General features: G+C 63.6%; 18 protein-coding genes and 1 pseudogene. 6 read left to right on the forward strand and 13 right to left on the reverse strand.

Annotation, left to right across the window (positions count from 1 at the left end; all coding sequences use genetic code 11):
* Positions 1–504: 504 nt before the first annotated feature.
* Together XANALMUS060_RS14835 and XANALMUS060_RS14840 are read left to right on the forward strand one after the other, a co-directional pair.
* Positions 505–2187, forward strand: coding sequence for a long-chain fatty acid--CoA ligase (locus XANALMUS060_RS14835; protein WP_045739104.1), 1683 nt, complete (start codon positions 505–507; stop codon positions 2185–2187).
* A gap of 129 nt (positions 2188–2316) precedes the next feature.
* Positions 2317–3186 carry a crotonase/enoyl-CoA hydratase family protein gene (locus XANALMUS060_RS14840; protein WP_045739105.1) on the forward strand — a complete coding sequence of 290 codons (870 nt, stop codon included), beginning with the start codon at positions 2317–2319 and terminating at the stop codon, positions 3184–3186.
* 58 nt (positions 3187–3244) lie between these two features.
* Here the strand turns inward: XANALMUS060_RS14840 and XANALMUS060_RS14845 are convergent, their stop codons facing one another.
* The 13 genes from XANALMUS060_RS14845 to XANALMUS060_RS14905 all read right to left on the reverse strand — a co-directional run bounded on the left by XANALMUS060_RS14845 (position 3245) and on the right by XANALMUS060_RS14905 (position 20664).
* Positions 3245–5422, reverse strand: a complete 2178-nt coding sequence (locus XANALMUS060_RS14845) for a response regulator (protein WP_200894061.1) — start codon at positions 5420–5422, stop codon at positions 3245–3247.
* 4 nt (positions 5423–5426) lie between these two features.
* Positions 5427–6494, reverse strand: a complete 1068-nt coding sequence (locus XANALMUS060_RS14850; protein ID WP_235430530.1) for a two-component system response regulator — start codon at positions 6492–6494, stop codon at positions 5427–5429.
* A gap of 219 nt (positions 6495–6713) precedes the next feature.
* Positions 6714–8231: a lysine--tRNA ligase gene (gene lysS, locus XANALMUS060_RS14855; protein ID WP_045739107.1), complete on the reverse strand. Its 1518-nt coding sequence runs from the start codon at positions 8229–8231 to the stop codon at positions 6714–6716.
* A gap of 97 nt (positions 8232–8328) precedes the next feature.
* Positions 8329–9454, reverse strand: a protein-coding gene (gene prfB / locus XANALMUS060_RS20055; protein ID WP_152640524.1) for a peptide chain release factor 2 whose coding sequence is annotated in 2 segments (ribosomal slippage) — positions 8329–9378 and positions 9380–9454 — 1125 coding nt in all. Because the reading frame shifts where the segments join, the coding sequence is not laid out codon by codon here.
* A 160-nt stretch (positions 9455–9614) separates the two neighbouring features.
* Entirely contained in the window at positions 9615–11351 is a 1737-nt protein-coding gene (recJ, locus tag XANALMUS060_RS14865) for a single-stranded-DNA-specific exonuclease RecJ (RefSeq protein ID WP_045739109.1), read from the reverse strand.
* On the reverse strand, positions 11348–12274 hold the full coding sequence (locus tag XANALMUS060_RS14870; RefSeq protein WP_045739110.1) for a phosphoglycerate mutase: 927 nt from the start codon (positions 12272–12274) through the stop codon (positions 11348–11350). The genes recJ and XANALMUS060_RS14870 overlap by 4 nt, the downstream gene beginning before the upstream one ends.
* Positions 12275–12278: 4 nt before the next feature.
* Complete coding sequence (gene greA / locus XANALMUS060_RS14875; protein WP_200893911.1) at positions 12279–12743, reverse strand: transcription elongation factor GreA; 465 nt, start codon at positions 12741–12743, stop codon at positions 12279–12281.
* Positions 12744–12751: 8 nt separating this feature from the next.
* On the reverse strand, positions 12752–15994 hold the full coding sequence (carB, locus tag XANALMUS060_RS14880) for a carbamoyl-phosphate synthase large subunit (RefSeq protein WP_045739111.1): 3243 nt from the start codon (positions 15992–15994) through the stop codon (positions 12752–12754).
* 103 nt (positions 15995–16097) lie between these two features.
* A complete protein-coding gene (gene carA / locus XANALMUS060_RS14885; RefSeq protein WP_045739112.1) occupies positions 16098–17222 on the reverse strand; it encodes a glutamine-hydrolyzing carbamoyl-phosphate synthase small subunit in 1125 nt (374 codons plus the stop codon).
* A 165-nt stretch (positions 17223–17387) separates the two neighbouring features.
* Entirely contained in the window at positions 17388–18104 is a 717-nt protein-coding gene (gene dapB / locus XANALMUS060_RS14890) for a 4-hydroxy-tetrahydrodipicolinate reductase (RefSeq protein WP_082065162.1), read from the reverse strand.
* Positions 18105–18300: 196 nt separating this feature from the next.
* A complete protein-coding gene (locus XANALMUS060_RS14895; protein ID WP_045739114.1) occupies positions 18301–18555 on the reverse strand; it encodes a DUF6587 family protein in 255 nt (84 codons plus the stop codon).
* Between the two features lies 1 nt (position 18556).
* Positions 18557–20416, reverse strand: coding sequence for a ferrous iron transporter B (locus tag XANALMUS060_RS14900; protein WP_045739115.1), 1860 nt, complete (start codon positions 20414–20416; stop codon positions 18557–18559).
* Positions 20413–20664 carry a FeoA family protein gene (locus XANALMUS060_RS14905; RefSeq protein WP_045739116.1) on the reverse strand — a complete coding sequence of 84 codons (252 nt, stop codon included), beginning with the start codon at positions 20662–20664 and terminating at the stop codon, positions 20413–20415. The genes XANALMUS060_RS14900 and XANALMUS060_RS14905 overlap by 4 nt, the downstream gene beginning before the upstream one ends.
* A gap of 125 nt (positions 20665–20789) precedes the next feature.
* Between XANALMUS060_RS14905 and XANALMUS060_RS14910 the strand changes: the two genes are divergently transcribed.
* From XANALMUS060_RS14910 to XANALMUS060_RS14925, 4 genes and pseudogenes are all read left to right on the forward strand, one after another.
* Positions 20790–21578 (forward strand): enoyl-CoA hydratase-related protein, encoded by a 789-nt coding sequence (locus tag XANALMUS060_RS14910; protein WP_045739117.1) that lies wholly within the window; start codon positions 20790–20792, stop codon positions 21576–21578.
* Between the two features lie 165 nt (positions 21579–21743).
* A complete protein-coding gene (locus XANALMUS060_RS14915) occupies positions 21744–22661 on the forward strand; it encodes a hydroxymethylglutaryl-CoA lyase (protein ID WP_045739118.1) in 918 nt (305 codons plus the stop codon).
* Positions 22662–22729: 68 nt separating this feature from the next.
* On the forward strand, positions 22730–23500 hold the full coding sequence (locus tag XANALMUS060_RS14920; protein WP_045739119.1) for an SDR family oxidoreductase: 771 nt from the start codon (positions 22730–22732) through the stop codon (positions 23498–23500).
* A 68-nt stretch (positions 23501–23568) separates the two neighbouring features.
* A pseudogene (locus tag XANALMUS060_RS14925) lies at positions 23569–23823 on the forward strand (elongation factor P-like protein YeiP); the annotation flags it as partial.
* Between the last annotated feature and the right edge of the window lie 12 nt (positions 23824–23835).

Genomic DNA, 23835 nt, shown 5'->3' on the forward strand with positions numbered 1-23835 from the left:
GCGACGCCACAACCCAAGGATGCGGCGAAGGGCGGCCAAGCAGGATCAGAAAGTTGCAGCTCTTTTACAACCGTCCGTGATATCGGGGTAGAACCCCTGGCGACGTTGGAGTGGGTGGACTGGTTCAACCACAAGCGCCTGCTCAGACGATCACTAGCACGATGCGTGGCAACCGTGTTCATTGGACTATCGCACACCGTCCACTGTGCGTGGTTCGACTTTTCATCTTGGGTCGGTATGCTGCCAGAGTAAAAATACGCTCGACAGCATGCGTCAAACACCCATCAACCGGTCTTTGACGTTGGAGTGGGTGGACTGGTTCAACCACAAGCGCCTGCTCAGACGATCACTAGCACGATGCGTGGCAACCGTGTTCATTGGACTATCGCACACCGTCCACTGTGCGTGGTTCGACTTTTCATCTTGGGTCGGTATGCTGCCAGAGTAAAAATACGCTCGACAGCATGCGTCAAACACCCATCAACCGGTCTTTTGGAGTGGCATATGAGTCTGGATCGCCCATGGTTGCAGAGTTACCCGCCCGGCGTTGACGCCACGATCAACGTCGAAGCGTACCGCTCGGTCGCCGATGTGTTCGAAACCTCCGTGGCCAAGTTCAGCGACAACCCTGCGTACTCGAACTTCGGCACCACCTTGAGCTACCGCGAAGTCGGCGCGCTGTCCCGGCAATTCGCCGCTTATCTACTGGGAGAGCTGCACCTCAAGAAGGGTGACCGGGTCGCGCTGATGATGCCGAACTGTCTGCAGTACCCGATCGCCACCTTCGGCGTGTTGCTGGCCGGCATGACCGTGGTCAACGTCAATCCGTTGTACACGTCACGCGAACTACGTCATCAACTGGTCGATTCCGGCGCCAGCGCCATCGTGGTGATCGAAAATTTCGCCAAGACCGTGCAGGACGTTCTAGCGGACACGTCAATCAAACAGGTCATCGTTACAGGGATGGGCGACATGCTCGACTTTCCCAAGGGAGACTTGTTCAACTTCGTCCTGCGCTACGTCAAAAAACTGGTGCCCGACTACGCCATTCCCAACGCGATTCGCTTTCGCGAAGCGCTCGCACTCGGACGCAGGCACACGCTGCCGCAACTGGATATCACGCACGAGGACATCGCGTTCCTGCAATACACAGGCGGCACCACCGGCGTCGCCAAGGGCGCGATGTTGACCCACCGCAATCTGGTGGCGAATATGCTGCAAGCCGGCCATTGGATCACCGCGGCCGGCAAGCTGGAAGAAGGCAAGGAAGTGATCATCACCGCACTGCCGATGTACCACATCTTCGCATTGACCGCGAACGGGCTCGCCTTCATGCAGCTCGGCGGACTCAATCACCTGATCAGCAACCCGCGCGACATGGTCGGCTTCGTCAAGGAGTTGAAGCGCTTCCCCTTTACCGCGTTCACAGGGGTCAATACTTTGTTCAATGGCCTGCTGAACACGCCCGGCTTCGCACAATTGGATTTTTCCTCACTCAAGTGCACGTTGGGCGGTGGCATGGCGGTGCAACGCGCTGTCGCCGAACACTGGAAACAGGTCACCGGCGTCACCGTGGTGGAAGCCTATGGACTCACCGAAACCTCACCAGGCGCCTGCATCAATCCATTGACGCTGAGCGAATACAACGGCTCCATTGGACTGCCGATTCCCTCTACCGATGCCTGCATCAAGAACGACCAAGGGCAGATCATGGCACAGGGCGAGATCGGCGAGTTGTGTATCCGTGGTCCACAAGTGATGAAAGGCTACTGGCGCCGCCCAGAGGAAACCGCGCAGGTGATCGATTCCGACGGCTGGTTCCGGACCGGCGACATGGCGCGAATGGACCGACAAGGATTCTTCTATATCATCGACCGCAAGAAGGACATGATCCTGGTTTCAGGCTTCAACGTATACCCGAACGAGATCGAGGAAATCATCGCGATGATGCCCGGCGTGCTGGAAGTGGCCGTGGTGGGTGTACCGGACGAAAAATCCGGCGAAGCGGTCAAGGTGGTCATCGTCAAAAAAGACCCGAACCTGACCGCCGAAGAGGTAAAGGCACACGCCCGTGCCAATCTAACCGGCTACAAGCAGCCGCGCATCGTCGAATTCCGCGAGGCATTGCCCAAGACCAATGTCGGCAAGATTCTACGACGGGAGTTGCGCGACATCCAGACGCATTAGGCAACTCTGCGAATGGTGGCGCAGAAGAGTACGGGCTCAGTGTACCCGGGTGTAGCATCCATGGCGTGGAAACGCACTCGCCCGCTGCGCCACACTATTTTTTGCGGGCGCATATTCCGAGACCCCGCCATGAACATGATCGATACCCTGCCCCGTTCCCTTTCCTATTCCAGCATCCGCATCGACGCCAATAGCGAAAACGAGAGCCAATGGCTGTACATGCACGCAAATGCGCAACCTGGAGTGCGTCCCTGCTTCCACAGCTATATGATCGACGATGTACTTGCTGCGTTCGAGGCGATGACCACATCGCCGCATCCCTCAAGAAAAGCAACGCTGAAACATTTGGTCATCGCCTCTGATGCGAACGTGTTCAATCTTGGAGGCGATCTCGCGCTTTTTTCGGAACTCATCCGCAAAAAGGATCGTGCGCGGCTTCTCAGTTACGCCACCCGCTGTATTAACGGCGTCCACCAGCTACACCAGGGATTCGCTGGCGATGTCCGCACCATCGCGCTGTTACAGGGCGATGCACTGGGCGGCGGCCTGGAAATGGCACTGGCATGCCACACCATCGTCGCCGAGGAAGGCGTCACGATGGGTTTGCCCGAGGGCATCTTTGGCCTGATTCCAGGCATGGGGGCCTACAGCTTCCTCTGCAAGCGCGTCGCTCCTCATGTGGCCGAGCGCATCATTCTGGGCGCGGATCTATACAGCAGCGAACAGATGTACACGATGGGTATCGTCGATGTACTGGTGCCAAAGAACGAGGGCGTGGAGCGCGTCAAGCAACTCATCCATAACCAGCGCCGCAATCCGCAATCGTATTTGGCGATGAACGCCGCACGCAATCTGGCACAAGCGGTGTCGCTGCAGGAATTGCAGGCGATCACCGAGATATGGGTCGATTCGGCATTGGCGCTGGACGAAAAATCGCTGCGGACCATGGATCGCTTGGTACGTGCGCAAACCCGACGCGTACAAAACCTCGCGACCTGAACGGATAAGACCATGGTCCGCTAATAGCCCGGTTTCACACCGGGCTATAACGCGAACGTCAGCGCAATTCACCCTCTTCGGATGAAGCACTGCGACGAGCACGCGCCTCAAGCGCTTCCCTGCCCTCTGTCAAGGCAGCATTGAGCGCCATTAACCGTGCCCTCCACTCACTACGTATCTGCCAATCGGCCATCTGCATCATTTCACCACCGAGACTCGCCAGTCGCACCAAGCCCAGATTGCTGGCCACGCCTTTGATCGCATGAGCATGTTCGCGCAGACGCTCCCACTGTCCCGCGTCGCCAGCGAGCTGCATGCCACCCAGGCAACCCTCGGCATCGTTGAGGCATTGCGAGATGAACTCGCGCTCGAATCCATCGCCCATCCCGAGCCCGGCCAGTTCATCCAATACGGACGCGTCGAGCACGCCATCGGCCACTCCGACAAGCGGGCGCATGGCGGGCTCATTGGCACGGTTCAAGCGGCCTTCTGCTGCGATATCGGCAAGCGTGTCCAATAACCGGTTGGCAACCACCGGCTTGGCAAGAAAGCTATGTGCACCGGCCTGTTCGCACCGTTTGATCGACTCGGGCGTGACGTCAGCGCTGAACATCACCACCGGCGTGCGCGGACCACCGGAATGCATGACCCGCAATTGCTTGAGCATATCCAAGCCGCTCATGTCCGGCATGTGCAGATCGACGATCACCGCATCGAATTCGCTTTCGGCCAGCGCATCCAGCACCGCTTCGGCGCCATCGACACAGATGCTGCGATGGCCGGCCTTCTGCAGCATGCGCTGCAACACCATCCGGTTGGCGGCATGGTCGTCTGCGACCAGGATACGCATGCTGCGCACGCGCGCCCGGTGACGCAGGAAGGGATCGGAGAACGCGATCACATTCCCTTTCGCATCGAACTCCTCGACCGCCGGCACATCTCTGGCAGGCGTGTCCGTCACTACCTTCGCCGGAACGCTGGCAGCCACGAATGGCAATTCGAACCAGAAATGGCTTCCGCGTGGCGTGCGCTCCTGATACCCGATGCTCCCCCCCATGGCCTCGACCAAGCCCTTGGCGATGGTGGTTCCCAGACCACTGCCCTCGTAACGACGCGTCAAGCCGACGTCGGCCTGTTCGAACGCATCGAACAAGCGTGCCCGCATTTCCGGTGCAACCCCGATGCCGGTGTCGAGAATATCGAATGCCAGGCGCGTCGGCTGCTCCAGTTCGTTCCTGTGCAGGCGCACACGGATGTCGACCCTGCCGGTTTCGGTGAACTTGACCGCATTGCCAGCCAAATTGAGCAGCACTTGACGAATATGCCCGGGATCGCCACACAAGTAATCCGGCACATCCGGCGCGACCTCCACGTAATAGCCCAGGTTTCTTACGCGCGCCTGCGGCTGCAGGATCAAGCTGATGCCCTCAAGCGTTTCGCGCAGCGAGAAATCGCGCTTGTTCATGCGCAGCTTGCCCGCCTCGATCGCCGAGATATCCAGCACCTCTTCGACCAATGCCAGGAGACTGCGCGCGGACGCCTGGATGGTGTTGAGGCACTCGCGCTGTTCCGCATCCAGCCGCGTGGTCGCCAAGACTTCGGTCATGCCCGACAGGCCGTTCAACGGCGTGCGGAACTCATGACTCATATTGGCCAGGAAGCGGCTCTTGGCTTCGTTGGCACGCTGTGCTTCCTTGGTTGCCCGAGTCAACTGACACAGCAATTCAGACAGATACAGCGGCACAGCGAACAAGCCAATGAGCAGACCGACCCCCAGGCCGATGTTATGACGCCAATAAGGCGTCACCAGGACTGTGGCGCCGAAACTCGCCACACCCATCGCCACCGCCAGATACAAATACCGATTGCCGTAGCGCAGGCCATTGCCGACCGTCACCCACATCACCACGACATACATCCAGGCCAACGGCTCGCCCATGCCCACCATGGCGGCCGCAATCAGGCCGTAGTCGGCGATCATGCCGACGACCCGCCGTACATCGCAACGCTCCGGACGCCAAAGCAACCAAGCCACAATGCAAACTGAAAGCAACAGCCCCGACGCAACGACGGCAACCACCTCCATATATTCACGCAAGGGCAAGGAGGAACGGGGGCCAAGCAACAACACGTAACCGAAGATGATCGAAATCACCGCGATACGCACCAGCGCCTGCGCGTGTTCGCTGTCCTTACGTTGAGCGAAGCGCTGTCTAACCCAGGCAATCCAGTTCATCACGTCACACCCCCGGTCGCGCCGATGCGGTGGAGAATTTTTCGCAGACCACCTGCAGTTGCTCGCGACCGCGAAACAGCGCATCCACGCAACGTGGGTCGAACAGGCGACCACGTTGGGCGTAGAGATAGGCAAGTGTCGCATCCATGGTCCAGGCCTCCTTGTAGGGACGCGGCGAAATCAGCGCGTCGAAAACGTCGGCAACGGCGACGATTCGCGCTTCCAGCGGAATCGCCTCGCCGACCAAGCCATCCGGGTAACCGCTACCATCGTAGCGTTCGTGGTGACGCAGCGCGATCAACGCGCCAACCTGGATGAAGCGGTTCTGGCTGCCGCTAAGCAGTTCGTAGCCAATGCGCGGGTGCATGCGCATGACTGCCATCTCGTCCTCGCTGAGCTTGCCCGGCTTGAGCAGCACCGCATCGGGGATGGCGATCTTACCCATATCGTGCAGGCTCGCCGCCATCTCGATGACCCGCACTTCATCCTCGGACAGCCCCAGTTGTTCGGCAATCAGCCCGGCCACATGCGCCATGCGCTCCAGGTAGGCACTGGTGCCGGCATCGCGATACTCGATGGCCCGCGCCAGCCGCGACAGCGTCTCGCGCTCGCGCTCCTCCACTTCGCGCATGCTGGCCAGCAGACGTTGCTCCAGCGACATCGCGCGTTGCTTGATGTTTTCGCTCTGCAGACGCAGTTGCAACAGATTGTGGCAACGCGCGCGCAATTCGCGTGGTCGGATCGGCTTGACCAGGAAATCGATGACTCCGGCTTCCAGCGCGGCCTGGCGGATCGGCTCGTCGCCGACCACGGTGATCAGAATGATCGGGATATCGCGGTGCTTGGGCTGCCGCCGCAAACGCCGCGCGAACTCCAACCCATCCATTCCCGGCATGCGATAGTCGAGCAGCAACAGATCAACCTTGCCCACCTCGCACCAAGCCAGCGCGGCCTGCGAGTCGCCAAAGTCGCGCACACTTAATTCTGGCGCGATATCCTCGATCACATGCCGCAACATCGTGCGGGCGGATGTTTGATCGTCGACGATGACGATATTCAAACGATTATCCATCTCTGCCGTCACCAGCGTGCGATCCCCATTCGAGGATGCTCCTGAGAGGCTTATGCTGGCATCATGCATCTGCAATTCTCCGCCCGCGGCACAGCGCGTGCTACTGAGACAACGACGGGATCGCCAGGGCGCTGATCACGCCGGAACGTCCACTTCACTTCCTTTTGCGGGCAACCCCTGATGCAGAATGCCGCCATTCTGAGCTTTTGAGTATCGATATTAAGCCTGAGGACGCATGTACGGGAATAGCAGGACGTCACGGATCGAGGCACTTCCAGTTAATAACATGACTAGACGATCGATGCCAATACCCAGGCCACCGGTCGGCGGCAGGCCGACTTCCAACGCCCGGATGTAATCGGCGTCGAAATGCATGGCTTCATCGTCCCCGCCCTCCTTCGCCGCAACCTGGGCCTGAAACCGCGCTGCCTGGTCCTCCGGGTCATTGAGTTCGGAGAACCCGTTAGCGATTTCCTTACCATTGATGAACAATTCAAAACGGTCGGTATAACCCGGCTCCGTGTCGCTGGAGCGGGCCAGCGGCGACACCTCGACCGGGTGATCTGTGATGAAAGTCGGCTGAATCAAGGTCGGCTCGACCGTCGCCTCGAAGATTTCCAGCAGCAGCTTGCCCCAACCATAGGACGGTTTGGTGCGGATCTTCAGCCGCTCGCAATGGCGTCGTAAGGCATCGCGGTCGGTACAGTCGGCGGCGCTGATCTGCGGATTATGGTGGCGCACGGCCTCATCCATGCGCCAGCGGCGAAACGCCGGCCCCAGGTCGATGTCGACACCATCCCAGTGGACCTGGGTGGTCCCGAGGACGTCGCGGGCGACGTCGCGGATGATGCTCTCGGTCAGGTCCATCACCTCGTGGTACGTGGCATAGGCCTCGTACAACTCCATCATGGTGAATTCGGGATTATGTCGGGTACTGACGCCCTCGTTACGGAAATTCCGGTTGATTTCGTAAACCCGCTCCAGCCCGCCGACCACCAGCCGCTTCAAATACAGCTCCGGGGCCACGCGCAGGTACAGGTCCAGATCCAACGCATTGTGATGGGTGGTGAATGGCTTGGCCGTAGCACCGCCGGGAATGTAGTGCATCATCGGCGTTTCCACTTCCAGAAAGCGGCGCGCATCCAGCCAGGCGCGCATCGCGCGGATGATCTTGGAGCGCTTCACGAAGACCTCGCGCGCCTCAGGCGACACGATCAAGTCCACGTAGCGCTGGCGGTAGCGCTGTTCCACGTCGGACAGGCCATGCCACTTGTCCGGCAATGGACGCAGTGCCTTGGTCAGCAGCCGCAGCGCGGTCGCCTTGATCGAAAGCTCGCCGGTCTTGGTCCGGGTCAGCCCGCCCTCCACTGCGATGATGTCGCCGATATCCCAGCCTTTGAAGGCATCGTAGGCCGCGCCAAGCGCATTGGCCTGCAGGTATAGCTGAATACGCCCGGACTCGTCCTGCAACTGCACGAAGCTGGCCTTGCCCATGACCCGTTTGGCCAATAGACGACCGGCCAGGCGCAGGCTGCGCCCCTGTGCTTCCAGCGCGTCGGCGGTCCAGCGCTCCAGATCGGCAAACTCGGCCTGCACATCGCCGGCGAAGTCGCTGCGGCGGAAATCGTTCGGATAGGCCACGCCCTGGGCGCGTAACGCGGCCAGTTTGGCGCGCCGCTCGGCGATGAGGCTGTTCTCGTCGACGGAAAGCGACGGCGCGGAAGTCTGCTCGGTCATGGGGAAAAATACGCGTGAGGAAAAGAAAAGGATGCGGCGATGAATTTATATATGTGACGCCCGACAAATTCCCTGGCACGCGCCATCAGGCGACCGGTCAGGCATCGCTGCGTTTGGCGCCGGCTTCCAAACCGGACTTGAGGCTGGCCTCGACAAACTCGTCCAGGTCGCCATCGAGCACCTTCTGCGTGTCGCTGCGCTCGATGCCGGTGCGCAGGTCCTTGATCCGGCTCTGGTCGAGTACGTAGTTGCGAATCTGGCTCCCCCAACCGATATCGGACTTGGTCGCCTCCACCGCATCGCGTTCGGCGTTGCGCTTCTGGATCTCCAATTCGTACAGTTTGGCGGCAAGCATCTTCATCGCATTATCGCGATTCTGGTGCTGGCTGCGCCCGGTCTGGCAGGCGACCACAATCCCGCTCGGCACGTGGGTGATACGTACCGCCGATTCAGTCTTGTTGACGTGCTGACCACCCGCGCCGGAAGAACGGTAGACGTCGGTTTTCAGGTCGGCCGGATTGATGTCGATATCGATGTTGTCGTCCACTTCCGGCGACACGAACACCGAGGTGAAACTGGTATGGCGGCGGTTGTCCGAGTCGAACGGCGACTTGCGCACCAGGCGATGCACGCCGGTCTCGGTCTTCAACCAGCCATAGGCGAAATCGCCCTCCACGCGCAACGTGGCGGACTTGATCCCGGCCACTTCGCCGCCGGAGACTTCCATCAGCTCGGTCTTCCAACCGCGCGATTCGCACCAGCGCAGATACATGCGCAGCAGGATTTCGGCCCAATCCTGAGCCTCGGTGCCGCCGGCACCGGCCTGGATATCGACGAAAGCGTTGCAGCTATCCATTTGCCCGGAGAACATGCGCTGGAATTCCAGCTTCTCCACCTGCGTCTGGAAGCGGTCGACATCGGCGATCACCCCCTGCGCGGTGTCCTCGTCGTTCTCGCTCTCGGCCAATTCGAGCAATTCCAGCGACTCGTTGAGTCCATCGAGCACGTTAGCAATGCCGCCGACGGTCTTCTCCAGGTTGGCGCGTTCGCGACCCAGGCCTTGGGCGCGCTCGGGGTCATTCCAGACGTCAGGGCTTTCCAGCTCGCGGGCGACTTCTTCTAGACGCTCTTTCTTGGCGTCGTAGTCAAAGAAACCCCCGTAGCGACAGCACCCGATCGGACAAATCGGCGATGCGGTGGCGGATGGGATTAAGTTCGATCATTGCGGGGTTTCCAGCAAACAAGAGTGCGATTCTAGCAATTCCGGGTGCGCCTCTGCAGTGCCCGTCTGGGGTTTGCGTGGCAAGACCACCCTGCCCGACCTGCGCATGGACGAGCTCCAACGCATTGGACTTGGCACTACATCGCGCACGTCGCCGCGACTCAGTCCGCCAAGGGCTGGCAAGACTCCACCACCAGTTGCACGGCGTCGCCGCCACGATAATCGTCGGCGACCAGACGATAAGCCACATGCACGCGGCGCCCCGGTTCACTGCCACGCCAACCATTGAAGTAAATCGCATTCAACGGTGCGCGACAGCCAGCGCAGCGCAGGCTCAACTTGAGATGGCGCTCCTTGAGCACGCGCCATTGCAGCACTTCGAATTCGCCATCGAATAGCGGCTCGGGAAATCCTTGCCCCCATGGCCCGCCCAGGCGCAGGGCTTCGGCGTGGCGATGATCCAACTCGTGCGGTTCCAGCCCTCCATCGCTGAGCAACTCGGCATGCAGCAGTTGCGGATCCAGGCTGGAAAGTGCCTGTTCGCCGAATGCCTGCTCGAACTTCGCCAGCGCGTCCTGGCGCAGGCTCAATCCCGCGGCCATGGCATGCCCACCGAACTTGTCCATCAAGCCAGGAAAGCGCGCCTCCACGGCCGCCATCGCATCGCGGATGTGAAAGCCGGGGATCGAGCGCGCCGAGCCGCGCAACTGGTCGCTGCCAGGCTCGGCGGGGGCGAAGGCGATCACCGGACGGTGCAGACGGTCCTTCATCTTCGACGCGACCAGACCGATCACCCCCGGATGCCAGTGCGGATCGAACAGGCATACCGCCACCGGCGGCTGCTCGGGCGCGGCCAGCAACGCCTGCGCCACCACCGCCTCGGCCGCGTCGGTCATCTGCTGCTGCACCGCGCGGCGCTCGGCGTTGATCTCCTCCAGCGTCGCGGCGATCGACCGCGCCTGTGACCAGTCCTCGCACAGCAGCAACTCGATGCCCAACGCCATGTCTTCCAGGCGGCCGGCGGCGTTGAGCCGCGGCGCCAGCGCGAAGCCGATGTCGCTGGCGCTGAGCCGCGCCGGATCGCGGCCACTGACTTCGATCAGCGCACGCAGGCCGAGACAGCCCTCGCCGCGCTGCAATCGGCGCAACCCGGCCGACACCAACGCACGGTTGTTCACGTCCAACGGCACCAGATCGGCCACGGTACCGACCGCGACCAGATCCAGCAGCACGCCCAGATCCGGCACTGCCGTGGTCGCGGATGCGCCACGCTCGCGCAGATACCGACGCAACGCCAGCAGTACGTAGAAGATCACTCCGACGCCCGCGAGCATCTTGCTGGGAAAGGCATCGCCGGCCAGATTGGGATCGACAATGGCGTCGGCGAGCGGCAGCGTCAGCCCCGGGAGATGATGATCCGTGACCAATACCCGCCAGCCCAGCGCCTTGGCCGCGGCGACACCCGCATGACAGGCGATGCCGTGATCGACCGTGACCAGCAGGTCCGGCTGCAGCGGGGCCAATTCGGCCACCAACGCAGGGGACAACCCATAGCCATGCACCATGCGATTGGGAACCGCATGCAGCACCTGCTTGGCCCCGAGCAGGCGTAGCCCGCGCACGGCCACCGCACAGGCAGTGGCACCGTCGCAATCGAAATCGCCGACCACCAAAATACGCTGCCCGGCCATGATCGCCTCGGCCAGCAGGGCGACTGCCGCGTCGATGCCGCTCAAGGTATCCGGCGGCAGTAATTGCGCGAGTTTCGGTTGCGCCAGCAGCGTGTCGTGCGCGCCACGCGCGGCATAGATGCGGCGCAACAGCGGCAGGGTGGCATCGCTCCATTGCCCGTCCGCGACCGCGACCGGCCGCCGGGTGATGCGCAACGCCGGGTTCATGCGTGCAGACGTGCCAGCGGACGCCTCCACAGACGCCAACGTTGCGCGCCGGTGATACGCAAGCAGGTGCCGTCCTCGAAATCCAGCAGTAACTGTTGCAATTCGCCCTCGCGCAGCGCCTGCAGCAGCGGCTGCATCAGCTCGCCGACAAATTGCTCCGGCGCGCGCAACTGGCGCAGGTCGATCAACGCATCAACGCGCGAGGCTTGCGCCTGCTCGGCGTCGATCCCGGCCGCCTGGGCCAGCGCGCACAACAGCGAATCGCGGCTGCGCACTTGCGCGTGCGCGGTGGCGACGGTGGCCGGCAACGCGCCACCGCCCCAGAGCCACAGCGAATTGATCGCCGGCTGGCCACGGGCGGCCCGTTCGCGGTTCCAGGGATGTTGATGCAGCAGCACCTGCGCATCGGTCAACAAGGCGCGCCAGCGGCGTGCGTCCTCGCCCTGCGGCAGATGATCGAATAGATCCGCCCCCAGCACCTGCGCTGGCGCGGCGAACGCAGGCAGTGTGTGCCCAGGCGGCACGCGCAGATACCAGCGCGTGGGATCGGGTGCATCCAACGCCAGCCCGCCCTCGGCGAACAAGTCCCGCAAAGCCGGCAACAGCGCGTCCAGGTCCACTGCGTCGATAGGGAGCATGTCGCCATGCGCCATCAACCGCGCGCCCTGCATATCCGGCACCACATAGGCGGGGTCGGCACGCAACCACAGGCTGTCGCCAGCGTCACCGGCATCGCGTTGCCGGGTCAATGCGGCAACCGGCCAGGAGTCCATCGGCAAGGCGAAATGGCGGCGCAGCTGTGCTTCGCTGCCGGGTTGCCACTGCTCGCGGTCGGCGCGCCCGAAGGCGCGCGCCATCTCGCCGACGAGGACGACGCCGGCCAAACGGCTCCGCTCCGGCAACAGCACACTGGCGACCGCCATGGCGTCAGCCCAGATATTGGACGCTGACGATTTCGTACTCGCGATGCCCGGCCGGCGCATCGATCCCGACGCTATCACCTTCCATCTTGCCGATCAGTGCGCGCGCCAGCGGCGAGGAGATCGCGATCAAGCCCAGCTTGATGTCCGCTTCCAGATCGCCGACCAACTGATAGCGTTTTTCTTCGTCGGTCTCCACGTCGGCCAGGGTCACGGTGGCACCGAACACGACCTTGCTGCCGACCGCCAGCTTGCTGATGTCGATGACCTCGGCATGCGACAGCTCGCTCTCCAACTGCTTGATGCGACCTTCGATGAAACCTTGCTGCTCGCGCGCGGCGTGGTACTCGGCGTTTTCCTTGAGATCGCCATGTGCACGCGCCTCAGCAATGGCGGTGATGATTTCCGGGCGCTTGACCGATTTCAGGTGATCCAGTTCTTCGCGCAGGCGCTGCGCGCCTTGCAGGGTGATCGGGGCTCTCACGCGTCCAACTCCTTATGCAGTTCCTGCAGCGCCCAGACCGGGCCGGTGCCGCGGAATTCCAATGACTGCACCAGCGCACGCGCGCCAGCGACCGTGGTGGAATAGGTGACGCGATGTTGCAGCGCTTCGCGTCGGATCGAGAACGAGTCGGAAATCGCCGGCCGGCCCTCGGTGGTATTGACGATATACACGATTTCGCCGTTCTTGATCAGATCGACGATGTGCGGACGCCCCTCGGCGACTTTGTTGATCTGTTCGCACTGCAGCCCGTTCTGCTGCAGCCAGGCGCAGGTGCCGCGGGTGGCGACCAGGGTATAGCCGCGTTCGACCAGCGCCTGCGCTACCGGCAGCACGCGCTGCTTGTCCGGATCGCGCACCGAGACGAACGCCTTGCCCAACGGCGGCGCCTTGATCCCACCGGCTTCCTGCGCACGCGCGAACGCGGCGCTGAAGCTGCGGCCCACGCCCATCACCTCGCCGGTGGAGCGCATCTCCGGGCCGAGGATCGGGTCCACGCCCTGGAACTTGGCGAACGGGAAAATCGCTTCCTTCACCGAGTAGTAGTCGGGCACGATTTCCTTCAGCGCGCCTTGTTCGGCCAGGGTCTTGCCGGCCATGCAGCGCGCGGCGATCTTGGCCAGCGGCACACCGATGGCTTTGGACACGAACGGCACGGTGCGCGAGGCGCGCGGGTTCACTTCCAGCAGGTACACGATATCGTCGCCGCTATCGTTGACCTGCACCGCGAACTGGGTGTTCATCAGCCCGACCACATGCAACGCCTTGGCCAATTCGACCACCTGACGACGCAATTCGGCCTGGGTGGCCGGCGACAGCGAGTACGGCGGCAGCGAGCAGGAGGAATCGCCGGAATGCACGCCCGCCTCCTCGATATGCTCCATGACCCCGCCGATCAAGACCTTGCCGTCCTTGTCGGCGATGATGTCCACGTCCACTTCCACCGCGTTGTCGAGGAAGCGATCCAGCAGCACCGGCGACTCGTTGGAGACCTTGACCGCATCGCGGACATAGCGCGCCAGGTCGGACTCGCCGTACACGATCTCCATCGCGCGACCGCCGAGCACGTAGCTCGGGCGCACCACCAGCGGGTAGCCGATCTCCCGCGCCAGCACCAGCGCCTCTTCGGCGTTGCGGGCAATGCGATTGGGCGGCTGCTTCAAACCGAGTTTGTCGACCAATTGCTGGAAGCGCTCGCGGTCCTCGGCCAGGTCGATCGAATCGGGCGTGGTGCCGATCACCGGCACGCCGTTGGCTTCCAGCGCGCGCGCCAATTTCAGCGGAGTCTGTCCGCCGTACTGCACGATCACGCCCTTGGGTTGCTCCAGGTCGACAATCTCCAACACGTCTTCCAGCGTCAGTGGCTCGAAGTACAGGCGATCGGAGGTGTCGTAGTCGGTGGACACCGTCTCCGGATTGCAGTTGACCATGATGGTCTCGTAGCCATCCTCGCGCAGCGCCAGCGCCGCGTGCACGCAGCAGTAGTCGAACTCGATCCCCTGGCCGATGCGATTGGGGCCACCACCCAGAATCATGATCTTGTCGCGGTCACTCGGCGCGGCCTCGCACTCGTCCTCGTAGGTCGAGTACAGGTAGGCGGTGCTGGTAGCGAATTCGGCCGCGCACGAGTCCACCCGCTTGTACACCGGACGCACTTTGTGTGCGCGGCGCAAGGCGCGGATCGCGGCCTCGTTGGTATCGGTCAATTGCGCCAGGCGCGCATCGGAGAAACCGGCGCGCTTGAGCACGCGCAGCCGCGCGGCGTCGAGCGCATCCAACCCCTCGGCAGCCACTTGCTTCTCCTGCGCGATCAACTCCTCCATCTGGTCCAGGAACCATGGGTCGATGAACGACAGCGCATGCACCTGCTCCACGCTCATGCCGGCACGGAACGCATCGGCGACGTAGAACAGGCGCTCCGGGCCGGGGGCTTTCAACTCGCGCCTGAGCGTAGCCAGATCGTCCTCGTTGCACAGATCCAGGCCGGTCGGGTCCAGCCCGATCTTGCCGGTCTCCAGGCCACGCAGCGCCTTCTGCAGCGACTCGGAGAAGGTGCGGCCCATCGCCATCACCTCGCCCACCGATTTCATCTGCGTGGTCAGGCGCGCATCGGCCTGCGGGAATTTCTCGAACGCAAAACGCGGGATCTTGGTGACGACATAGTCGATCGCCGGCTCGAACGAGGCCGGGGTCAAGCCGCCGGTGATCTCGTTCTTCAATTCGTCCAGGGTATAGCCCACCGCCAACTTGGCCGCGACCTTGGCGATCGGGAAGCCGGTGGCCTTGGATGCCAGCGCCGAGGAACGCGACACGCGTGGATTCATCTCGATCACCACCACGCGCCCCGTCTGCGGGTTGATACCGAACTGCACGTTGGAGCCGCCGGTATCCACGCCGATCTTGCGCAGCACCGCGATGGACGCATCGCGCAGGCGCTGGTATTCCTTGTCGGTCAGGGTCTGTGCCGGTGCCACGGTGATCGAGTCGCCGGTGTGCACGCCCATCGGATCGAGGTTCTCGATGGCGCAGACGATGATGCAGTTATCCGCGGTGTCGCGGACCACTTCCATCTCGAACTCCTTCCAGCCGAGCACCGATTCTTCGACCAGCACCTCGCTGGTCGGCGACAACTCCAGGCCGCGACCGACGATCTCGATCAGCTCCTCGCGATTGTAGGCGATGCCGCCGCCGCTGCCGCCGAGGGTGAAACTGGGCCGGATGATGGTCGGGTAGCCCACCCTGGTCTGAATCTCCAGCGCTTGTTCCAGCGTGCGTGCCACCGCTGCCTTGGGGCACTCCAGGCCGATTTCGCCCATCGCCACGCGGAATAGTTCGCGATCCTCGGCCATGCGGATGGCCTCGCGTTTGGCGCCGATCAGTTCGACGCCATACTTTTCCAGCACACCGTGGTCGGCCAGGTCCAGTGCGCAGTTCAGCGCGGTCTGCCCGCCCATGGTCGGCAGTAGGGCATCGGGTTTTTCCTTGGCGATGATCTTCTCGACCGTCTGCCAGTTGATCGGCTCGATATACACGGCATCGGCCATGTTCGGGTCGGTCATGATGGTGGCGGGGTTGCTGTTGACCAGCACCACGCGATAGCCCTCGTCGCGCAGCGCCTTGCACGCCTGCGCGCCGGAGTAATCGAATTCGCAGGCTTGACCGATGACGATCGGGCCGGCGCCGATGATGAGGATGGTTTGGAGGTCGGTGCGCTTTGGCATGGGGATTCTCAGTAAAGGCGGTCCTGACGCGCCACGGGGGCCCGCCAGGTGATCTGATGACGCCAGCAGTCACTCGGCAACGGCACAACCGGCGCCGCGGCCATCAGGCGGCGGCAGCCATCAGCGCAGTGAAACGATCGAACAACGGCGCCACATCGCGTGGACCCGGCGAGGCTTCCGGATGGCCCTGGAAGCCGAAGGCCGGAGCATCGGTCAGCTCGATTCCTTGGTTGGTACCGTCGAACAGCGAACGATGGGTGACCCGAACATGCGCAGGCAGCGAGGCCTCATCGACCGCGAAACCATGGTTCTGCGAGGTGATCATCACCTGCCCACTGTCCAGATCCTGCACCGGATGGTTGGCGCCATGGTGGCCGTGCCCCATCTTCAAGGTCTGCGCACCAGCCGCCAACGCCAGCAGTTGGTGGCCCAGGCAGATGCCGAAGGTCGGTATCTTGCGTGCAAGCAGCTCTTTGATCGCGGCGATCGCGTAATCGCACGGCGCGGGATCGCCAGGGCCGTTAGACAAAAACACGCCGTCGGGCTGCATCGCCAACACCTCGGCGACCGGCGTCTGCGCCGGCACCACGGTGACCTCGCAACCGCGCTCGGCGAGCATGCGCAAGATGTTGCGCTTGACCCCGTAGTCGTAAGCCACCACCTTGAACTTCGGCTCGGCTTGAACGAAGACGTTGCGGTCCAGATCGAGCTGGCCCTCGCGCCACGCATAAGGTTGATCGGTGGACACCACCTTGGCCAGATCCATGCCCTTGAGCCCAGGGAAGCTGCGCGCCGCCTCCAACGCGGCGTCCACATTCACCGCACCGGCCATCAGCGCGCCGTTCTGCGCACCCTTCTCGCGCAGGATACGGGTCAGCTTGCGGGTGTCGATACCGGCAATAGCGACCACGCCGCGCTGCGCCAGCCACTGCGGCAACGCCACCTGGCTGCGCCAGTTGCTGGGACGACGTGGTACATCGCGCACGATCAGGCCAGCCGACCAGACGTGAGCGGCCTCGTCGTCCTGCTCGGTGCAACCGGTGTTGCCGATATGGGGATACGTCAGCGTGACCAATTGGCGCGCATACGACGGATCGGTCACGATCTCCTGGTAACCGGTCATGGCGGTGTTGAACACCACTTCGCCGACAGACAGGCCAGTGGCACCTACGGCAATGCCCTCGAACACGGTGCCGTCTTCAAGGACAAGGATTGCGGGTTGAGTCACGAGGTTCGCCTTGGGGGAAAAGAGGAACCCTGCCCCATCAAAACTTGCGGCTGCAAGAAACCGCGAACGCGGCGCTTCTCCGGGTTCGTGGCGATGGGTAACAGGCGAGGAAGAATTCTACCGGCGCGCGACGGTCCGCGCCAGCCGTTTGTGTCAAAACGTCGTTCAGTCGAGCAAGTCGCGCAATCGGTAGGCCGCCGGCGCGCGTCCCGGCAGGCGTGTGGCGGCATGTAACGCGCCACGGGCGAAGATGTCGCGATTAGTCGCACGGTGCAGCAGCTCCACCCGCTCGCCAAGGCCGGTGAACTGCACCAGATGCTCACCGACGATGTCGCCGGCGCGCAGGCTGGCATAGCGCGGGGTCGCACCGCCGTGTGCGGCTGCCTCGCCCAGGGTGAGCGCGGTGCCTGAAGGTGCATCCTGTTTATGCACATGATGGGATTCGACGATATCGCAATCCCAGCCGGGCAACGCCGCGGCGGCACGCTCCACCAGTTCGTTCAACACCGCAACGCCAAGGCTGAAGTTCGACGCCCAGATCAGCGCGATGCGCTCGGCGGCGGCCGCCAACGCCTGCCGCTGTGTCGCGTCCAGGCCGGTGGTCCCCGACACCAGCGCCGCGCCACGCGCCACGCACAGTGCCAGGACCGGATCAAAGCCCTCCGGCAGGCTGAAATCGATCGCCACATCGAACTCGGGCACGCCATTGAGTTCGGCAGCGGCGAAGTACGGCACGCCATCGATCACTCGCTGCGCCGGTGTTCGCCGTAGCACCGCAGCCACCACCTGTACCGCCGTATCCTGCGCCGCCAGACGCAACAACGCCTGGCCCATGCGGCCAGACGCACCATGAATCAACACACGCAACGGAGAAGTCGTCATCCGCCAAGGCTAGCGGTTTGCAGGACAACACAACAGGGGGAAAATCAAAAACCATCGCATCCGACGCGAAACGCCGACCAGCGCACCGCGCACGCAACGATGGATGAAGGATGCAGAACGCCGTCATCGACATCGCATCGCCCCGCACAGACGGGCGCGTCTGCACATGACACGCCGTTGACCGACGCAGCGGGTCTCAATGTCGACGCGGTGGCGCGGGACCGCAGTTATCGCAACCGCCACATCCCCCCGGGCCAACGCTGGGCGGCGGTGCGATCGCCCGCCCCAAAGACTGCAACCAAACCGGGCGAGCCGGCCGCAGCAATACCCGCGCCAGCGCACTGCGCAACCAACGCACGCTGCCGGGGAATTGTTTCTTCAATACCACCCAGGCACTCACCAGCACCGCCAGCGCGATCAACAGATACTGCAGCAGCAACGAAGCGCTCATCTCAACCCGCTCCCAGCGCCAGCGCAACCTGGTAGGTGATGAGCGAGGCCAGGTAGGCCAGCGCGAACAGGTAGCACGCGGCAACGCTCATCTGCTTCCACGAATTGGTCTCACGCTTGATCGTGGCCAGGGTGGAAATGCACATCGGCGCGTAGATGTACCAGGCCAACAGGGATAACGCGGTGGCCAGCGACCAGCCATTGCCGATCAACGGCGCCAGCGCCTGCGCGGCGGCAGCGTCGTCGCTGGCGGACAACGCATACACCGTCGCCAGCGACGACACCGCCACCTCGCGTGCGGCCAGCCCCGGGATCAGCGCGATACAGATCTGCCAATTGAAGCCCAGCGGCGCGAACACCACGGCCATCGCATGGCCGATGCGCCCGGCGAAGCTGTAATCGATCATCGGCATGGTCGCATTGGCCGGTGCTGCCGGGAAATTCAATAGAAACCACAGCAGGATGGTCAGCGCCAGGATGATGCCGCCCACGCGCTTGAGAAAGATCGCCGCACGCTCCCACAGACCCAGCCCCAGGTCGCGCAGGCGCGGAACGCGGTACGAAGGCAGCTCCAGCAACAGCGGATGCTCGCCCCTATCGCGGCGCCATTTCTTCATCGCCCAGGAGACTCCCAGACCACTGAGGATGGCGGCCACGTACAAGCCGAACAGCACCAACCCCTGCCGATTGAACACCCCCCAGACCTGCTGTTGCGGCACGAACGCGGCGATCAGCAGCGTGTACACCGGCAGCCGCGCCGAGCAGGTCATCAATGGCGCCACGAGAATGGTGGCCAGGCGGTCGCGCGGGTCCTGGATACTGCGCGTGGACATGATGCCCGGCACCGCGCAGGCGAAACTTGAAAGCAGCGGGATGAACGAGCGTCCGGACAATCCCGCCGCCGACATCATGCGATCGAGCAAAAACGCCGCGCGCGGCAAGTAGCCGGATTCTTCCAGCACCAAAATGAAGCCGCACAAGATCAGGATCTGCGGCAAAAACACCACCACGCCGCCTATCCCGGCGATGACGCCATCCACCACCAAGCTGTTCAGCGGCCCGGCCGGCATGGCCGCGCCCACCCAGGCGCCGAGTGCATTGCTGGCGTCTTCGATCAGGTCCATCAGCGGCCTGGCCCAAGCGAACACCGCCTGGAAGATCAGGAACATCACCAGTACCAAGGTCAGCAACCCGACGACCGGATGCAGCAGCCAGCGATCCAGCGCGTCGTCGATACGCGCCGTGCGGCTGGGCATCGTCACCGCACGCGCAAGGATGCTGCGCACCTGATCGTGATCGTCGCCGCGCGCATCGACCGACGCCACCACGGGCGGCAACGCCGGTGCCAGCGTATCCAGGTATTGGACCAACGCACGTGCGCCGTGGCGACGCACCGCCACGGTTTCGATCACCGGCACGCCCAGCGCCTGCTCCAGTGCCTGGCGGTCGATGCCGATACCACGGCGCTGCGCGGCGTCGACCATGTTCAGCGCCACCAGCATCGGCTTGCCCAGCGCGCGCAATTCCAATGCGAAACGCAAGTGCAGGCGCAGGTTGGTCGCATCGACCACGCACACCAGCACATCCGGCGCCGGCTCGCCTGGGTAAAAGCCACGGCACAGATCGCGGGTGATGGCTTCATCGACACTGGCCGGTTGCAGGCTGTAGGCGCCGGGCAGATCCAGCACCGCGAACTCACGTCCGGATGGCGCACGCAAGCGCCCCTCCTTGCGCTCGACGGTAACGCCGGCATAGTTGGCGATTTTCTGCCTGCTACCGGTCAACTGATTGAACAATGCAGTCTTGCCGCAATTCGGGTTGCCGACCAAAGCCAGACGCAGCGGCGCAAGCGCCTCCTTCATGGCCGCCCCTCGGCCAGCGGACTGACCTGCACCCGCGCCGCTTCACTGCGGCGCAGCGCAAACCGCGTATAGCCCACCTGCACCAACAGTGGCTCCCCCCCGATCGGCCCACTGGTCAGCACTTGCACCTGCTCGCCGGCGACGAACCCCAGCTCGCGCAGACGCCGCGCAATGGCGTCGTTGGGCTGGCGCTCGTGCACGGCTTCCACCAGGGCGCTGCTACGCAAAGGCATATCGGACAAGGTCACAACACGTTCTGTCGATAGGAATGATTATCAATTATAGCATCGCAACGCCGCATCCATGGCGGTCGCGGCGCAGCCGGATATGATCGCGCAATGGCGGCCATTCCCTTTCCACACGAGATCCATCGATGAGCGATGCACTGCTGCTGGAACGATCGGGCAAGGTCCTGGCGCTGCAGTTGAACCGCCCCGCACTGCGCAACGCCTTCGACGTCGCCTTGATCGCGCAACTCACCGACGCGCTGCAACAGATCGCGGTCGATCCACTGATCCAGATCGTGGTCCTGGGCGGCACCGGCAGCGCATTCTCGGCCGGCGCCGACCTGCAATGGATGCGCGCGATGGCCGCCGCCAGCGCGCAGGACAATCACGACGACGCGATGGCCCTGGCGCGCTTGATGCGCGTGCTCGACGAACTGCCCAAGCCCACCGTCGCGCGTGTCCACGGCGCCGCGTTCGGCGGCGCGGTAGGGTTGATCGCATGCTGCGACATCGCGGTGGCGTCCACCGATGCGCGCTTCGCACTCAGCGAAAGTCGCCTGGGCCTGCTGCCAGCGGTGATCTCGCCCTACGTGATCGCCGCCATCGGCGCACGCCAGGCGCGGCGCTGGTTCGCCAGTGCCGAGCCGTTCGACGCCACCACCGCCGCGCAGATCGGCCTGGTCCACGAGGTGGTGGCACCGCAGGCGCTGGACGCAGCGGTGCAACAGCAGGTGGCGCTGCTGGGCCAGGCCGGGCCGCTGGCCGCCGCCGCCGCCAAGACCCTGGTGCGGCGCGTCGCCGCCGGTGGCGAACGCGATGCGCTGGACCAGGCCAATGCCACGCTGATCGCGCAGTTGCGGGTCTCGCCCGAAGGGCAGGAAGGCCTCGGCGCATTCCTCGAAAAGCGCACTCCGCGCTGGATCGGCCAGAGCTGACATGCCACCAGAGCGCGCCGTATCCGCGTCGACCAGCAGCAGGCCAGCCCCGCTGGCGAGCCACCCGTGCCGCTGCTGGTGGCGATGTGAATCAGCAGTCGCCGTGATCCGAGCCATGCCTGCCACGCTCGCCTCTCCAGCGCGGTATCTGCCGGAGCGGCAGCCATGAGCGATATCGTGCGCGTGGTGGAAGTCGGCCCGCGCGACGGCCTGCAGAACGAGAAGACCTGGGTCGCCACCGTCGACAAAATCGAGTTGATCGCCAGGTTGTCTCGCACCGGCCTGCCGAGCATCGAGGCAACCAGCTTCGTCAGCCCGAAATGGGTGCCGCAACTGGCCGACGCAGCGCAGGTCTACGCCGGCATCGTGCCGACGCCAGGCGTGGACTATCCCGTGCTGGTACCCAATCTACAGGGCTACGAGCGCGCCATCGCGGTGGGCGTGCGCGAAGTGGCGGTGTTCACCGCAGCCTCGGAAACCTTCAACCGCACCAATACCAATACCGGCATCGATGCGTCGCTGGCGCGCTTCGCACCGGTACTGGCGCGTGCCGCAGCGGACGGGGTCAAGGTGCGCGGTTATGTTTCCACCGTGCTCGGCTGCCCTTACCAGGGCGCAGTCCCGTTGACCGACGTGGTGCGGGTGGCGCAACGCCTGCACGCGATGGGGTGCTACGAAATCTCGCTGGGCGACACCATCGGGATCGGCACGCCGGCCAAGGCACGGGCGATGCTGCGCGCGGTCGCCAGCGAGGTGCCGATGGCGGCGTTGGCGGTGCACTTCCACGATACCTACGGCCAGGCATTGGCCAACATCGCCGCGTGCCTGGACGAGGGAGTGCGCGTGGTCGATGCGGCGGTGTCCGGCGCTGGCGGCTGCCCCTACGCCAAGGGCGCCAGCGGCAACGTGGCCAGCGAGGACGTGGTCTACCTGTTGCATGGCAACGGCGTGCAGACCGGCATCGATCTATCGGCACTGGCCGCGACCGGGCGCTGGCTGGCGCATCGACTGAACCGGCCCACCGGCAGCAAGGTCGGTCAGGCGCTGGCAGCGGACCAGGACACGACGACGCCAGCACCGTAACCCCACATGCGCCACATGGCCGCTCCCGGCTAAACTGCGGTTTTCCCGCGTCAGCTAAGGAAATCTCCATGCAACTTGCCGATCTGCGCGCCGTGGTCACCGGCGGCGTGTCCGGCCTTGGACTGGCCGTGGCGCAGCGCATCGTCGCCGAGGGTGGCAAAGTGGCGCTGTTGGATCTGAACGACGACAAGGGCGCCGCCGCGATTACCGCGCTGGGCAAGCACCATGCCTGCTACCTGCGCACCGACGTCAGCAACGAGGCCCAAGTGGCGGCACAGTTGGATACCGCACAGCAGTTCCTCGGCGGCCTCAACACCGCGATCAACTGTGCCGGCATCCTCGGCGCAGGCCGCATCCTCGGCAAGGAAGCGCCGATGGCGCTGGCCTCGTTCCAGCACACGGTGATGGTCAATCTCGTCGGCAGTTTCAACGTCGCCAAAGCGGCGGCGAACCTGATGCAGCACAACGCGGCTGGCGAGGATGGCGAGCGCGGTGCGATCGTCAACACCGCCAGCATCGCCGCCTACGAAGGCCAGATCGGCCAGGCGGCGTATGCCGCGTCCAAGGGCGGCGTGGTGGCGATGACGCTGCCGATGGCACGCGAACTGGCGCGCTTCGGTATCCGCGTCAACACCGTCGCCCCGGGCATCTTCTGGACACCGATGGTCGATGGCATGCCCGAGGCCGTGCAGCAGTCGCTGGCCGCCGCGATCCCGTATCCTTCGCGCCTCGGCCAGCCGGAGGAATTCGCCGACACGGTGATGTTCCTGCTGCGCAACCGCTACCTCAATGGCGAAGTGATCCGCCTGGACGGTGCGGTACGCCTGGCCCCCAAGTAAGCGCGACATCGGCCCATGGGCCGCTGTCGCGCAGCCCCTCTTCGCCTCCACCCACATACTGTGCCCCCATGAAAGTCAACGAAATCAAGAAAGGCAACGTCGTCGAATACAACAACAGCGTGTACCAGATCCGCGACATCGAGCGCAGCTCGCCGCAGGGGCGTGGCGGCAACGTGCGCTTCCGCTTCGTCATGTACAGCGTGCCCGGCGGCAACAAACTCGACGCCAGTTTCGACGGCGACGACGACCTGCGCGAGGTCGAATTGATGCGCCGTCAGGCCAGCTTCTCCTACAAGGACGGCGAGGCGTTCGTGTTCCTCGACGCCCGCGTCAGC

This window comes from Xanthomonas sp. MUS 060 (assembly GCF_000963215.1).
GTDB lineage: Bacteria > Pseudomonadota > Gammaproteobacteria > Xanthomonadales > Xanthomonadaceae > Xanthomonas_A.

What these genes read in the sequence shown, in the direction of transcription:
- XANALMUS060_RS14835 (WP_045739104.1), top strand. Translation starts at nt 505, where the DNA reads ATGAGTCTGGATCGCCCATGGTTGCAGAGTTACCCGCCCGGCGTTGAC.
- XANALMUS060_RS14840 (WP_045739105.1), top strand. Translation starts at nt 2,317, where the DNA reads ATGAACATGATCGATACCCTGCCCCGTTCCCTTTCCTATTCCAGCATC.
- XANALMUS060_RS14845 (WP_200894061.1), bottom strand. Translation starts at nt 5,422, where the DNA reads ATGAACTGGATTGCCTGGGTTAGACAGCGCTTCGCTCAACGTAAGGAC.
- XANALMUS060_RS14850 (WP_235430530.1), bottom strand. Translation starts at nt 6,494, where the DNA reads ATGGATAATCGTTTGAATATCGTCATCGTCGACGATCAAACATCCGCC.
- lysS (WP_045739107.1), bottom strand. Translation starts at nt 8,231, where the DNA reads ATGACCGAGCAGACTTCCGCGCCGTCGCTTTCCGTCGACGAGAACAGC.
- recJ (WP_045739109.1), bottom strand. Translation starts at nt 11,351, where the DNA reads ATGAACCCGGCGTTGCGCATCACCCGGCGGCCGGTCGCGGTCGCGGAC.
- XANALMUS060_RS14870 (WP_045739110.1), bottom strand. Translation starts at nt 12,274, where the DNA reads ATGGCGGTCGCCAGTGTGCTGTTGCCGGAGCGGAGCCGTTTGGCCGGC.
- carB (WP_045739111.1), bottom strand. Translation starts at nt 15,994, where the DNA reads ATGCCAAAGCGCACCGACCTCCAAACCATCCTCATCATCGGCGCCGGC.
- dapB (WP_082065162.1), bottom strand. Translation starts at nt 18,104, where the DNA reads ATGACGACTTCTCCGTTGCGTGTGTTGATTCATGGTGCGTCTGGCCGC.
- XANALMUS060_RS14895 (WP_045739114.1), bottom strand. Translation starts at nt 18,555, where the DNA reads ATGAGCGCTTCGTTGCTGCTGCAGTATCTGTTGATCGCGCTGGCGGTG.
- XANALMUS060_RS14900 (WP_045739115.1), bottom strand. Translation starts at nt 20,416, where the DNA reads ATGAAGGAGGCGCTTGCGCCGCTGCGTCTGGCTTTGGTCGGCAACCCG.
- XANALMUS060_RS14910 (WP_045739117.1), top strand. Translation starts at nt 20,790, where the DNA reads ATGAGCGATGCACTGCTGCTGGAACGATCGGGCAAGGTCCTGGCGCTG.
- XANALMUS060_RS14915 (WP_045739118.1), top strand. Translation starts at nt 21,744, where the DNA reads ATGAGCGATATCGTGCGCGTGGTGGAAGTCGGCCCGCGCGACGGCCTG.
- XANALMUS060_RS14920 (WP_045739119.1), top strand. Translation starts at nt 22,730, where the DNA reads ATGCAACTTGCCGATCTGCGCGCCGTGGTCACCGGCGGCGTGTCCGGC.